Source organism: Aliiroseovarius sp. PrR006 (genome assembly GCF_010500215.1).
GTDB lineage: Bacteria > Pseudomonadota > Alphaproteobacteria > Rhodobacterales > Rhodobacteraceae > Aliiroseovarius.
Map to the genome: position 1 here is coordinate 431,567 of NZ_JAAGOY010000004.1, position 13,358 is coordinate 444,924.

Below are 13,358 nucleotides of genomic sequence, written 5' to 3' on the forward strand. Positions count from 1 at the left end.
ATGACGGCGGCCAATATTGCAGTTGTGCTGTTGGCCGCCGGTCTGTCCCGACGTATGGGGCAAGACAAACTTCTGAAGCGGCTTCCCAACGGGGCACGCCTTCTGGAAGATCGCATTCACGCGATTATCGCATCCGGGACTGTTCCCTATGTCGCGATCCCAGACGACCCTCAGAAATCTGTAATGGTTGAAGCAACCTCAGCCGTTCCAGTTCAGATTTCCAACGATGTGCATGGGATGGGAGACAGCATTTCTGCCGCGATACGCGCGCTGCCCGATACCATCACAGGAATCATGATCATGCTGTCTGATTTGCCTGACGTGACCTGTGGTGACCTGCGGGGACTGATGGTCCGCTTTGATGGTAAAACGATCCTGCGCGCAGCAACCGAAGACGGTACACCGGGCCATCCGGTGATCTTCCCTGTCCGCTACCGCCCGTCGCTAGAGCTTCTTTCAGGTGCGCAGGGCGCACGCACCTTGCTACAGTCCGAGCCCGTCGACCTGCACCCCCTGCCCGGGCAAAACGCGGTGCGGGATCTGGATACACCAGATGACTGGAAAGCTTGGGAAAGTGAAAGGCTCACGCCCCCGAAAAAATGACGCTCGCTTCGCGCTTATCGATTACCAGATAGTCACGCAGGTAAGAGGAAATGCCCTGACGGCTGCGCAACTTTGGACACGCCTCCAGAATCTCCTCGGCGGCGTCTGGCGCATCACGCCGGATTACATCAATTTCGGGGATCAGGCTTTCTACCCAATAGTCGCCGCAGCGGATCATCTCGGTCTTGTCGAGAAGGATATGCACCATCATGGGCGATACAGTCACGTCCACTTCGGCCTGCCCGACTTCCGCCAGCATATTGGCCAAACAGACCACCTGAGCTTCGCCGGTCAGCATCTCACATAGCGGATGATCGACAAGGACAAGGCTGCGGGGCGTCAACAACGCGCCGGATTGGCCATTAGTCGGCTCTGGAAATCGGATCGGCGATACTTTTTGGGTCTTGGACATCGCCGAGTGGCCCAGCCACTGGATAGGCGCAAGTCGACCTTTCAGGGTGGGTATTTGATCGTCAGCCTGCAGTTCCCGCGCTGGCACGGCCCCACGCGCGGTTTCGACCATGGTGTTTGCAGAGATACCTGACAATGCCCCGCTAAGATTTGCGCGGCGGGATTCATTTTGCGTGGAAACCGATGCGTCATTGCAAGCAGTCGGGACGCCCGGCCACGATACACTCATGTCTTCTTCAATTCTAAAATCACGAAGTACCACGTGTTGATCCGCTACTCGTCATGGCTGGCTGGATAGCTACTTTTCCAGCTCTGATTAAAGAAATTATAGGGACAGAACATGCCTAAAGTATGGAAGTGGACAAACGAAAGCCCGAGTGCACCGAGCAGACGCGATCTCTTTCTACGCCCCTTTGATCGGAGTCAACGTCGTCGTCAGTAACTTATTGTATTAGTTGATGTTTCATTACATCCAGAATCTCGACACTCAAAGCACGCGCTCAACAAACAACTGCCGATTGTTTCGTTTCAGAGGTCAGTTCAACACAAACTGGTCAACCTTCCACAATCACGCCACTCTCAATCATTGAGCGGTATGCACGCATACTGATCTATGGTGGATCGCCGCGGCTTTTCCCCGCCAAATACGGCGCAAAGAAGGCACGTATTCCTAGCGTTCAAGCTGATCAAGGGAATCAGTCAGGTCTTTCAAAAGAACCTCAGCTGGTTCGCACCCGATGGACAGACGGACATAGCCTGCGGGCACGTCATCCCCCCATCGCGCGCGGCGTTCCGCAGAGCTGTGCACGCCCCCGAACGAGGTTGCCGGGCGCAGATAGCGGCTGTGGTTGATGAAGCGTTCAGCGCGCTCCTCAGACCCAAGATCGATCCCGATCAGGAAGCCGAACCGGGTCATCTGCGTCGCGGCCAAATTGTGCGATGGGTCTGTCGGAAGGCCCGGAAAGCGCGCTGTTTGAACGGCAGGGTGCGCGGCCAGGACCGGGGCGATCACTTCGGTCGTGTCGCACATGCGGGAAAAGCGCAGCTCCAGCGTCTCGAGCCCGCGATAGAGCGCCCACGCGGCGTGTGGCGACGGGATCGCACCAGACATCTTTCGCCAATCTTTCACCCGCGCCAACAGCGCTGCATCGCGCGTTGCCACATGGCCCATCAGAAGGTCCGAGTGCCCACCCGGTGCCTTGGTGTCCGAGGCAACAACAACATCCGCACCAAGATCCAGCGGGCGTTGTCCAAATGGGGTCAAAGTGGTGTTGTCGACGATGCTGATCCCTCCGGCAGAGCGCACCGCGGAACAGATGGCCTGAATGTCACACAGATCAAGACCGGGATTGGACGGCGTTTCGATGAAGACAACGTCAAACCCGTCAAATCCACCCTCGGCAAACCGAGCGGTTGGGCGTTCTGTGACCTCTACGCCAAACACGGCCAGAAACTCGGACGACAGGACGCGCGTCACATAGTACCCATCCGACGGCACCAGCAGGCGCTTGCCTGCCCCCAGCGTTGCAAAAAGAGCGGCAGAAATGGCCGCCATCCCTGACGGAAGCGCTACGCAGGGTGCATCTTCCAAAATGGCCAACGCGTCTTCCAGAGCCTCCCATGTAGGATTGTCCACGCGCCCATAGCCGGGCGTGTCTGCGGGATCCCCGGGCAGATGGAACATCGAGCTTGTGGTGATCGGAAGCGCGATCGGATCGCCTTTCGACAGCCCTTGCCCGCGGTGGTGCAACAGCTCGGCCGCACGGCTCAACGAATTGAAATCTTTGGATGTTTCGCGCATAGCATGCTCCGGTCAGCCACCGGCAGTCATGTATCACGAATTCGGCGGGAAATTGGTGCCCAAGGTGGGACTCGAACCCACACGCCCGTGAAGGCGGGGGATTTTGAATCCCCTGCGTCTACCATTCCGCCACTTGGGCACTGTTCGGTTTGGATATCCAAGCAACGGGGCAAGGTCAACGGCATTTCCGACCCTGCCCCGTGCTATTTTTTGTCGTCAGAACAAGACGCCGACCAGCCAGAGCGTGATGCCCGGGAAAGCCACCAGAACCACGACACGGATCAGGTCGGATAGGACGAAGGGCGCCACGCCGCGATAGGTCGCACTCATCGGGATGTCGCGGGCCATCGAGTTGATGATGAACAGGTTCATCCCAACCGGCGGCGTGATCAATCCAACCTCAACCACGATCAGGGCGAGGATGCCAAACCAGATGCCGGCCTCTTCCGGGGTCAGACCAAAGTCCAAGACCTCGATGATCGGATAGAAGATCGGAATGGTCAGCAGGATCATCGACAGGCTGTCCATGACGCAACCAAAGACCAGATAGGCGATCAGCATCAGCGTCAACACCAGCAAAGGCGCATAGCCCTGTGCGGTCACCCATTCAGCCAACATCTGCGGGGCTTGCGTAAAGGCCAAGAACGAGTTGAAGATCTGCGCGCCCAGAACGATGAAGAAGATCATCGCGGTGGATTGAGCGGTGGCCAGTACGCTGTCCAAGAAGCCTTTCCAAGTCAGCCCCCCGGTCATCACACCGTAAAGACCCGTGGCAACGGCACCAACAGCGGCACCTTCGGTCGGGGTAAACAGCGCCTGAACGCCAACTTTCGACCAGTTCCAGTCGCCTGCGATCCCGCCCATCACAAGGCCAAAGATCACCACAACCGGCCAGATCGACAGAAGCGTCTTGAAGCGCTCAGTATAGGGAACGCGCTCTGCGGTGGTGGCGCTGTCGGGATTAATCCGAACCATCACGGCCACGGTCAACATATAGCCAAGCGCGGCCAGAATACCCGGCACCAGTGCCGCGATGAACATCTTCACGATGTTCTGCTCGGTCAGGATTGCGTAGATCACCAGAATAACCGACGGCGGGATCAGAATGCCCAATGTGCCGCCTGCGGCCAGAACACCAGTCGACAGTGCGTCGGAGTAGCCGCGTTTACGCATCTCGGGCAAAGCCACCTGCCCCATGGTCGACGCAGTTGCCAGAGACGAGCCACAGACCGCGCCAAAGCCGGCACAGGCGCCAACAGCCGCCATCGCCACACCGCCCTTGCGGTGCCCCAGCCAGTCCGAGGCCGCGTTAAACAGCGCACCGGACATACCTGACTTGGTCGCGAATTGCCCCATCAAGAGGAACAGCGGCACAATCGACAACGAATAGCTTGAGAACGTGTCATACGAGAGCGTTTTCAGCTGGCTCAGCGTGACCGATGGACGTCCCATCATATACCAGATGCCAAAAAAGCCGGTCAGACCCATGGCCAGACCAATGGGCAGGCGCAGGAAGATCGCCAGAAGCATCAATGCAAAGGCGACAATCGCAAGTTCGATACCGGTCATACGCGTTGTTCCTTACCGTCAAGAACCCAGTTGAAGGATCGCCACATCGTGTAAATAGCGACCACAAGGAAGAATGCCGCGCCGATCAGGCACATGCCGAAGGGGATCCACAGGGGAACTTCCAGTTCGTAAGTGCTTTCGGCGAAAAAGGGCTTTGACCCCATGCCAAAGACGCTGCGGATAGCGTCAGATCCGAAGGGAAACTTCTCGCCAAAGCCCAGCCACAGACGCCACAGGATGATGAAGGCGGCCCCGGTCAGGAACACGTCGCCGATGAAGCCCAGAAGCGCCTGAATACGTTCGGGAAGGCGCGTGATGAAGATGTCAACGGTCACGTGGCCGCGTTTGAACTGACACCACGGCATGAAGGCAAAGACGGCAACAGCGCAGCCCATCTCGACGATCTCGAAGTCGCCTTTGACCGGTGCCAGACCATAGCCCGACAATGCCCGCCCGATGATCGACACCACTGTGGTCATTGCGATGCCAACCAGAACGGCACCCCCCGAATACGCCATCCAGCGGCTCAGGAATTCCATGATACGCCCCACCCGGAGCTCGGCAGATTTCGCGATCGCCACGACCTTCCCCCTTCTAACCGTTCAGCACGGGCCTTGATGCCCTTGCTTCAAAGAAAAACTCCGGGCAGCCCAACAGGCCACCCGGAGCTGTGTGTGTTACCAGATCACTGGTCCGAGTATTTAGCAACCAGCTCTTTCGCCAGTGCGACCATACCTTCGCCGTCCAGACCTTTCGAGGTCATGTCAGCAGCCCAAGCTTCAACTTGCTTGTCACCCATTGCGCGGATTTCAGCCACCAGAGCCGGGTCCAGTTCGTGGATGTTGTTGTCAGTGCCTGCAACGATCTCGCGGCCGATGACGTCACCTTTATCGAACGAAGCGCCTGCCCAAGCCGAAGCTTCCAGACCCGAGTTTGCGTCGATGACGGCTTTCAGGTCATCCGGCAGACCGGCATAGGTGTCTTTGTTCATCGCCCAGATGAAGAAGGTGTTGTACAGCGAACGGTCACCGGGGATCTCGGTGTGGCTGTCTGCCAGTTCATGCACTTTCAGCGGCGGTACGATTTCCCACGGAATTACACCACCTTCAACAACGCCTTTCGACAGGCTTTCCGGGAAGGTCGGGAGCGGCATGCCAACCGGCGTTGCGCCCAGCGTTTCAAACAGGGTGTTTGCCTGACGCGACGGACCGCGCAGTTTCAGACCTTCAAAGTCCGACAGAGCTGCAACCGGCTCGCCTTTTTTGTGGATAACGCCCGGGCCGTGTACGTGAACAGCCAACAGTTTGACGTCGCCCATACGCTCCATCAGGTACTTTTCCGAGAACTCCCAAGCGGCTTTCGACGACGCAGCTGCATTGCGCGAGGTCATGAAGGGCAGTTCAAAGGCTTCAGCTTCCGGGAAACGGCCCGGGGTGTATGCGGGCAGCGCCCAGCCACAGTCGATCACGCCATCACGGATCTGGTCATACAGAGCCTGCGGCTTACCGCCCAGCTGCATAGCCGGATAGAGTTCAACCTTGATGCGGCCACCCGAGTCTTTTTCGATCTTCTCGGCCCACGGCGCCATGAAGTACAGCGGGGTCGAGCCCTTCGGCGGCAGGAAGTGCTGGCAGCGCAGCGTGACGTCCTGTGCAAAGCTGGCGGTTGCACTCAGTCCAAGTGCAAAGGCACCTGCCAAGGTGGCTTTCATGGTAAGTTTCATATCGCTTCCTCCCAACGCGAGTGTGTTTCAGCTGCCAAGGCACCTGCCCCGACAATTGACGACAATACAAACAGGCTCGGCTGACTCGTGCAAGCTTTTTTGACCACCCGGTCGGCTTTGTTGATCCTGTCGCTGAAATTTGTGTAAACAATATTCGTTGCGTTCGCAACATTGTATCTAGAATAAGAGTATTTCTACGATTTTACTGCAAACGGACTGTTATTTCGCTTATCGGAATCTACACCCCGGATCACATAATGAACCGAAAGGAATCACAGATTTCATAACGTACATGTCACGATGGCGCACACATCAATGCTCTCAGCCCCGTGTGAACCAGTAACCTAAACACTTTGAGATGTGATGTTTGACGAAGGGTACCCGCGCCACAGATACAAACTCGGCGACTTTGGCACCAACGCACTATTCCAGTCAGTTTACCGCCCTAATCACTGACATCAAGAACAGCTCTCTTGACCTTGGGCCACGCGCATGTTTCGTCAGGTACAAGAATAAAGGGCACGAGCATGGTTAAACGACTTTACGATTGGACGATGGGTCTGGCCAACACGCCCCACGCGCTTTGGGCGCTGGCGGTGGTGGCCTTTCTGGAAAGCTCGGTCTTTCCGATCCCGCCAGATGTACTGATGATTCCCATGATCATCGCCCGCCCCTCGCGCGCGTTCGTGATCGCAGGTGTCGCGCTGGTCGCCTCGGTTCTGGGGGGCATGTTCGGCTATTACATCGGCTGGGGCATGTTCGAGACCGTCGGACGTCCCGTGCTAGAGTTCTACGGCAAGGACGCCTATTTCGACGAATTCGCCACGCGCTATAATGAATGGGGTGCCTGGGCCGTCCTGATCGCGGGCGTCACCCCCTTCCCCTATAAGGTCATCACGATCCTGTCGGGCGCGACCGGGCTGAACTTCGCCGTCTTTATGGTGGCAAGTATCATCGCCCGCGGACTGCGCTTCTTCATCGTGGCAGGCTTGCTGTGGAAATTCGGCGCGCCGATCCGTGACTTCATCGAACGCAGGCTGGGCCTGATGTTTTCTCTGTTCTGCCTGCTGCTTGTCGGCGGTTTCTATGTGGTGAAATTTCTATGAGCATTCTTGACCGTCTTTCGACCAAAACCCTAATCATCGCAGCCGCTCTGGCTTCGGCCAGCATTCTGGCGGGGGCCTTCATCTTTCAGGCTTTGGGATACGCGCCGTGCAAAATGTGCCTGTGGCAGCGCTGGCCCCACGCGATTGCGATCGCACTGGGTGGTGCCGCACTGGCCACCAAAATGCACCTTCTGCGCTGGGTGGGCGCGCTGAACATGGCTGTGTCCGCCGGACTTGGCTTCTACCACTCTGGTGTCGAGCGGAAATTGTGGGAGGGTCCGTCGTCTTGCTCTGGCGGAGGTGTAGGCAACTTGTCGGTCGACGACCTGCTGGCGCAGATCCAAGCCGCCCCGCTGATCCGCTGTGACGAAATCCCGTGGCGCCTGTCCGACATGATCCCGATTGAGGCACTGGACATTACCATGGCCAACTTCAACGCCGTTGGGTCATTGGTTTTTATGGCACTATGGATCGTCGCGGCTCGCCGCGCAGATTAATCCTTGTTGCGCAATAGCTGACGCAAAATTCCATGGAACATCTGAACGTCCAGACGGCTCAGGTTCAGACGGCTCCACATATTGCGTTGCGTGATCTTCATCACTTCCGCCTTGGTCTCGGGGAAGAAATATCCTGCCTCGTCCAGACGCTTTTCATAGTGCTCGGCTAGCTTTTCGACCTCGATCGCGCTTGCGGGGTCGCTGCTGGCCCATTCCATCACATGATGCGCGGTCTCGTGGCTTTGGCGACGATATTCATAGGCCGTCAAAAGCACGCATTGCGCTAGGTTCAGGGATGCGAATTCCGGGTTCACGGGGACCGAGATCAGGGCATTCGCCCGCGCGACCTCATCATTCTCAAGACCCGTACGCTCCGGGCCGAACAGCACGGCGACCTTCTTGCCCTGAAGGCGCATCTGGCGGGCTTCCTCCATGGCGCGTTCGGGACTCAGCACCGGTTTCGCCAAATCGCGCGACCGCGCAGTCGTCGCATAGACATAGTCGCAATCGCCGATCCCCTCGGCCAATGTGTCATAGACCCCTGCCGCATCCAGAACCCGTCCCGCACCCGAGGCCATTGCAACGGCGGATTGGTTCGGCCAGCCATCACGCGGCGCGATGATCCGCATCCGCTCCAACCCGAAATTGAGCATCGCACGGGCTGCCGCGCCGATGTTTTCCCCCATCTGAGGGCGTACCAGTACGATTTCAGGCTGTGGTCCCAGCGGGGTCTCGGGGGTATCCATTGCGGCATTCTCTTTCAATTGGTCGGGCGCGTGATACGCTGAGCAGGATCATTCGGCAAGCAGGAGCTTCCCCATGGCTTATGACAGCGGTCTTTATGAAATCCTCAAAGACGATCTGGGCGACCGTCCCGATCTGGTGGAAAAGAAGATGTTCGGCGGTATTGCCTTCATGCTGAACGGCAACATGCTGTGCGGTGTGCACAAGGTCGGCGCGATGTACCGGGTGGGAAAAGAGCATGAGACACAAGCGCTTGCCCTACCCGGCGCCCGCAAGATGGATTTCACAGGGCGCCCGATGGGCGGGTTCATCGACGCGGGTGAAGAGGCAATGGCGGATGACGACACCCGCGCCGAATTATTGCGTCTGGCCGTCGATTTCGTCTCCTCCCTGCCCGCAAAGTAACGCCTACGCTTGCAATAGCGCCAAACCCGGCTATGAAGCCTTTCAGACAGAACAAAGAGGATCGCGCAGATGTCCGATACTGAAATGGACCGCCCCCAGCTTTATCTTGTGACGCCGCCCGAGATCGAGCTGTCGCGCTTTCCCACCGAGCTGGCCAAGGTGCTGGATACATTCGACACCGCCTGCTTGCGCCTGTCGCTGGCCACCACGGACGAAGACCGCATCACGCGCGCCGCTGACGCCTGTCGCGAGGTCGCCCATGCCCGCGACGTGCCGATCGTGATCGCAGAACACGCGCTGCTGGTCGAGCGTCTGGGGCTGGATGGTGTGCATCTGGGCGACGGCGCGCGTCGCGTACGCAAGACCCGCGACGATCTGGGCGCAGATGCGATCGTGGGCGCATACTGCGCCGCCTCGCGTCATGACGGGATGAACGCAGGCGAAACTGGCGCGGATTACGTCAGCTTTGGCCCCGCTGGGTCGACCCCGCTGGGTGACGGCACCCGCGCAGAACATGACCTGTTTGCATGGTGGAGCCAGATGATCGAAGTGCCTGTGGTCGCAGAAGGCGCGTTGGATGAAGACACGATCCGCGCCCTTGCCCCGGTCACCGATTTCTTTGCCATCGGAGAAGAGATCTGGCGCACCGAGGATCCCTCGGCCACGCTGCACCGCTTGCTGGCGGCAATGAACGGTTAACGTTCGACGTTCAAATCGCCAAGACCTTCACGAATGGCCGCCTCGCAATGGGCGGCCAATTCTTTTCGGCCTTTGAACTCCGACACCTTCACCGGTTGGTGATAGACCAGTTCGACCTGCCCTTGGCGCCTCACAGCCAAGGTCTGCAGCAAATGCGGCCCGAACTCCATATCGCCCCACCAACCATAGAAACGAGGGTCACGGCCTTCCGGCGCGAAATAGCGAATTGTGACGGGTTGCACCCACATGAAATCCCGCAGGTCAGGCGTAAAGAACGCAGCAAAGAGTGTTGATTTAAAGGGCAAAACCCTCTGACTGTCCGAGGACGTCCCTTCGGGGAAAAAGAGCAGCTTATGTCCGGCCATCAGACGGGTGCGGAAGACCTCGATCTGACTTTGCGCCTCTTTCCGGTCGCGGTTGATGAACACCGTCCCCGTCGCGCGCGCAAGCCAGCCAATACCGGGCCAACCCGCGACTTCGGATTTCGACACGAAATACACCCGTTTGCGCGCGTTCAGCGAGAATATGTCTAGCCATCCTGCGTGATTGGCCACCACCGCCCCCTTCTGGCGCATCGGCTGTCCATTCGTCGTGAACCGAATGCCGAGGATCCGAAAGGCGTTGCGACATACGAACTGCGTAATACGTGGCGTAACTGGCCGCTGCGTGCCAAAAATCGGGCGTTCAAACAGCCGTACCAGCAATAGCAAGATCAAACCGCCAAAGACCAGAATGCCAAGTGGCAATCCGCGCCGAACAATACGCAAATACTCTAATTTCGTGGGGTGAAACGCGTGCGGTTCGTTCCCGCCCTGCCATGTCGCATTCATTTTTTAGCTCCTGCATAGATCGCTCTTGATCGCTCATTGACCAAGGACATGTCGATGATCAGGCAGACATCGGTGGTGTTGAAGACATGATCGACAAACGCGCCCTCTCCTACGAAACCGCCAAGGCGGAGATAGCCTTTGATTAGTGCCGGAACCGCGCGCATGGCAGCGGGCCGGTTGATGTCGCTTTCCGGCATCAGATCCATCGGTTGAAACACGTCTGGCTGCGCGCGAGCGCGGATGGCTTTGGGCGCAAGGTGACGGTGATGCAGCAAGGACAGAGGCGCCTTCAGTGCATCAATATCCGTCCCATGGAACGAGGCCACGCCGAACAGGATCTCAATCCCATGTTCCTCGACATATTTGGCCAATCCGCCCCATAGATGCATCATCGCCGCCCCGCCACGATAATCCGGATGCAGGCAAGACCGCCCCAATTCCAAGAGGTTACGGCCCGAGTCTTTCAAGATGCGGAGGTCATACTCGGCTTCAGAATAGAAATGGCCTGGCCCGTCAGGCGTGTTCAACTTGTCCCCATGCAGCAGCCGGTACACCCCAACCGCAGGGGACCCGTCGCGGGCGTGATCAAACAGGATCAAATGATCATAAAACGGATCAAACGCATCACGCTCCAACCCGTTTTCGTGGTCCACCAAAGGACCATCCCCGCCCAATTCACGCACAAAGACATCGTAACGCAGCCGTTGTGCTGCGATCAGATCTGCGTCACTCTGGGCCAGTCTCAGTTCAAAATCGGGCGCAGTCATTCGGATTAACCATTTGATAACCTTGTTCAGCTCATATGGCTCAGACACCGGACGCGCAATGGGCATCCGCGCGGCACCTTAGCGTTCAGGAGGCGTAAATACAGGCATCAAGTCAACATGTTCAATCATGATCACCTGCTTCCCGGCGTGCTCAAAATTCACCGTGACGCGTCCACCGATATTGGATTGCACCTGCCCCAGCCCCCAATCGGTTTTTTGCGGGTGACGCACCAACATTCCCGGCTCAAGAAGTGATCCAATTCCCATGACACTCATCCCTATCAGGCTTCAAACATGACCAAACAAGACCGCGACCTGACCGCGTTGATCGGATCCCGTATCTGCCATGACCTTATCAGCCCTTTGGGCGCGATCGGCAATGGGGTAGAGCTGTTGCAGCTTTCTGGCATGGGGGATAGCCCCGAAATGGCGCTGATTGCAGAGAGCGTGACCAACGCAAACTTGCGGATCCGCTTTTTCCGCGTGGCGTTTGGCGCTGCGGCAGACGGCCAATCGCTGTCCGAGAAGGAAATCCGCGCGGTGCTGGCCCCCGGCGTCGATGGGCGCAAGATCAACATCAATTGGCAACCCGCAGGTGATCTGCCACGGGCCGAGGTCAAGCTGGCCTTCCTCGCGCTGCAGTGTTTTGAAAGCGCGATGCCGTGGGGTGGTCACCTGACGGTGTCACGCGCGGGTGGGCGCTGGCAGATGTCCGCGCAGGGCGAACGCTTGAACATCAATCCTGATCTGTGGGCTTTGCTGTCGGCAGGTAATCCTGACGTTGAGGTCCCGCCAGCTCAGGTCCATTTCGCTTTGGTTCGGCCGGAATTGCAACGGCAAGACCGTTCGGCCACGGTTCGGACCGCAGATCACTCCATCGACCTGACCTTCTGAACGAAAAAGCCGCCCCTTAGGGCGGCTTCTTAACTCAGGCGCGTGTGGTGCCGTCACCCACGACCAGATACTTGAACGAAGTCAATTGCTTGGAGCCCACCGGGCCGCGTGCATGCATCTTGCCGGTCGCGATCCCGATCTCGGCCCCCATGCCAAACTCGCCGCCATCGGCAAACTGGGTCGAGGCATTGCGCATCAGGATCGCGCTGTCCAGACGCGTAAAGAAGTGATCCGCGGTCGCATCATTTTCCGTCATGATCGCATCCGTATGAGACGAGGAATAACGGTTGATATGGTCAATCGCGCCGTCCACATCATCGACCAGCTTGGCGGCGATGATGCTGTCCAGATACTCGGTTCCCCAATCGTCTTCGGTTGCAGCGACACTGCCTGTCAAACCTTCGCCTACGCGCACTTCAACCCCGGCGGCCATCAGATCATCGATCACCGCCTGCCCCAATTCCTGCGCACCGCGGTGGATCAGCAGGCACTCGGCCGAGCCGCAAATCCCGGTCCGGCGAGTCTTGGCGTTCATCACCACGTTCCGGGTCTTTTCGACGTCGGCATCCTTGTCGATATAGATATGCACGATGCCTTCCAGATGGGCGAAAACCGGCACGCGGGCCTCGCGTTGGACCAGACCAACAAGCCCTTTACCGCCGCGCGGTACGATTACGTCTACATGGTCCGTCATGGTCAGCAACTCGCTGACCGCGGCGCGATCGCGGGTCGGGATCAACTGAATGGCGTCCTCGGGCAGATCTGCGGCGCGCAGTCCATCCTGGAGACATTCATGGATCAGCCCTGCCGAATGAAAGCTCTCCGAGCCACCACGCAAGATCACCGCGTTCCCGGCCTTCAGGCACAGCGCACCCGCATCTGCGGTCACATTGGGGCGGCTTTCGTAGATCACACCAATTACACCCAACGGGGTACGCACGCGGCGAATGTTCAGGCCCGAGGGACGGTCCCATTCCTCCATCACCTCGCCGACCGGGTCATCTTGCGCGGCTACGGCACGCAGTCCGTCGCACATACCCTTGATGCGGTCTTCATCCAGCATCAGACGGTCCATCATCGCGTCCGACAGACCTTTATTGCGTCCAAACTCCATGTCTTTTTCGTTGGCTGCGATGATCTGGGCACGACGTTCCCAGCAGGCATCGGCCGCGGCCATCAAGGCCTTTTCCTTGGCCTCGGCTGGCGCGAAAGCAAGGTCACGTGCGGCCGCGCGGGCGCGGGTGCCAATGTCGGTCATCATGGTTTTGATGTCGTCGCTCATCTTGCTTTCTCCGTTAAGGTGGTCTTG

The 13,358-nt window shown here is 58.2% G+C and carries 16 protein-coding genes and 1 tRNA gene; 6 read left to right on the top strand and 11 right to left on the bottom strand.

The features are described from left to right. A complete protein-coding gene (locus G0Q00_RS02170; RefSeq protein ID WP_163035953.1) occupies positions 1–603 on the top strand; it encodes an NTP transferase domain-containing protein in 603 nt (200 codons plus the stop codon). Here the strand turns inward: G0Q00_RS02170 and G0Q00_RS02175 are convergent. The 6 genes from G0Q00_RS02175 to G0Q00_RS02200 form a co-directional block, all read right to left on the bottom strand. Further along, the gene (locus G0Q00_RS02175; protein WP_163035955.1) at positions 584–1,243 is read right to left on the bottom strand and encodes a Hint domain-containing protein; all 660 of its coding nucleotides are present in this window, start codon (positions 1,241–1,243) and stop codon (positions 584–586) included. The genes G0Q00_RS02170 and G0Q00_RS02175 overlap by 20 nt on opposite strands. 441 nt (positions 1,244–1,684) lie before the next feature. After that, positions 1,685–2,815: a cystathionine gamma-lyase gene (locus G0Q00_RS02180; protein ID WP_163035957.1), complete on the bottom strand. Its 1,131-nt coding sequence runs from the start codon at positions 2,813–2,815 to the stop codon at positions 1,685–1,687. A gap of 53 nt (positions 2,816–2,868) precedes the next feature. After that, positions 2,869–2,954 (bottom strand) — tRNA-Leu (locus tag G0Q00_RS02185). 77 nt (positions 2,955–3,031) lie between these two features. After that, positions 3,032–4,384: a TRAP transporter large permease gene (locus tag G0Q00_RS02190; RefSeq protein ID WP_163035959.1), complete on the bottom strand. Its 1,353-nt coding sequence runs from the start codon at positions 4,382–4,384 to the stop codon at positions 3,032–3,034. Then, positions 4,381–4,965: a TRAP transporter small permease gene (locus tag G0Q00_RS02195; protein ID WP_163035961.1), complete on the bottom strand. Its 585-nt coding sequence runs from the start codon at positions 4,963–4,965 to the stop codon at positions 4,381–4,383. Before G0Q00_RS02195 ends, G0Q00_RS02190 begins: the two co-directional genes overlap by 4 nt. A 104-nt stretch (positions 4,966–5,069) precedes the next feature. Next, the gene (locus tag G0Q00_RS02200) at positions 5,070–6,107 is read right to left on the bottom strand and encodes a TRAP transporter substrate-binding protein (RefSeq protein ID WP_163035963.1); all 1,038 of its coding nucleotides are present in this window, start codon (positions 6,105–6,107) and stop codon (positions 5,070–5,072) included. A gap of 527 nt (positions 6,108–6,634) precedes the next feature. Here G0Q00_RS02200 and G0Q00_RS02205 point away from each other — a divergent pair. Both G0Q00_RS02205 and G0Q00_RS02210 read left to right on the top strand, forming a co-directional pair. Then, positions 6,635–7,213 (top strand): YqaA family protein, encoded by a 579-nt coding sequence (locus G0Q00_RS02205; protein ID WP_163035965.1) that lies wholly within the window; start codon positions 6,635–6,637, stop codon positions 7,211–7,213. Next, on the top strand, positions 7,210–7,710 hold the full coding sequence (locus tag G0Q00_RS02210; protein ID WP_163035967.1) for a disulfide bond formation protein B: 501 nt from the start codon (positions 7,210–7,212) through the stop codon (positions 7,708–7,710). Before G0Q00_RS02205 ends, G0Q00_RS02210 begins: the two co-directional genes overlap by 4 nt. On the opposite strand, the gene G0Q00_RS02215 is transcribed toward G0Q00_RS02210, so the two are convergent. Continuing rightward, complete coding sequence (locus G0Q00_RS02215) at positions 7,707–8,456, bottom strand: RNA methyltransferase (RefSeq protein ID WP_163035969.1); 750 nt, start codon at positions 8,454–8,456, stop codon at positions 7,707–7,709. The two genes, G0Q00_RS02210 and G0Q00_RS02215, sit on opposite strands and share 4 nt — an antisense overlap. Before the next feature lie 73 nt (positions 8,457–8,529). On the opposite strand from G0Q00_RS02215, the gene G0Q00_RS02220 reads away from it, so the two are divergent. Next, complete coding sequence (locus tag G0Q00_RS02220) at positions 8,530–8,859, top strand: TfoX/Sxy family protein (protein ID WP_163035971.1); 330 nt, start codon at positions 8,530–8,532, stop codon at positions 8,857–8,859. Positions 8,860–8,928: 69 nt separating this feature from the next. Then, complete coding sequence (locus tag G0Q00_RS02225) at positions 8,929–9,558, top strand: thiamine phosphate synthase (protein WP_163035973.1); 630 nt, start codon at positions 8,929–8,931, stop codon at positions 9,556–9,558. Here the strand turns inward: G0Q00_RS02225 and G0Q00_RS02230 are convergent. From G0Q00_RS02230 to G0Q00_RS02240, 3 genes are all read right to left on the bottom strand, one after another. Next, positions 9,555–10,388, bottom strand: a complete 834-nt coding sequence (locus tag G0Q00_RS02230; RefSeq protein ID WP_163035975.1) for a 1-acyl-sn-glycerol-3-phosphate acyltransferase — start codon at positions 10,386–10,388, stop codon at positions 9,555–9,557. The genes G0Q00_RS02225 and G0Q00_RS02230 overlap by 4 nt on opposite strands. Further along, complete coding sequence (locus tag G0Q00_RS02235) at positions 10,385–11,155, bottom strand: GNAT family N-acetyltransferase (protein WP_163035977.1); 771 nt, start codon at positions 11,153–11,155, stop codon at positions 10,385–10,387. Before G0Q00_RS02235 ends, G0Q00_RS02230 begins: the two co-directional genes overlap by 4 nt. A gap of 78 nt (positions 11,156–11,233) precedes the next feature. Beyond that, positions 11,234–11,422, bottom strand: a complete 189-nt coding sequence (locus tag G0Q00_RS02240) for a DUF3553 domain-containing protein (RefSeq protein ID WP_370458519.1) — start codon at positions 11,420–11,422, stop codon at positions 11,234–11,236. Positions 11,423–11,449: 27 nt separating this feature from the next. Here G0Q00_RS02240 and G0Q00_RS02245 point away from each other — a divergent pair, with 27 nt between their 5' ends. Continuing rightward, positions 11,450–12,049 carry a histidine phosphotransferase family protein gene (locus G0Q00_RS02245; protein ID WP_163035981.1) on the top strand — a complete coding sequence of 200 codons (600 nt, stop codon included), beginning with the start codon at positions 11,450–11,452 and terminating at the stop codon, positions 12,047–12,049. A 34-nt stretch (positions 12,050–12,083) separates the two neighbouring features. On the opposite strand, the gene G0Q00_RS02250 is transcribed toward G0Q00_RS02245, so the two are convergent. Further along, positions 12,084–13,331, bottom strand: a complete 1,248-nt coding sequence (locus G0Q00_RS02250) for a glutamate-5-semialdehyde dehydrogenase (RefSeq protein ID WP_163035983.1) — start codon at positions 13,329–13,331, stop codon at positions 12,084–12,086. Positions 13,332–13,358: the final 27 nt, after the last annotated feature.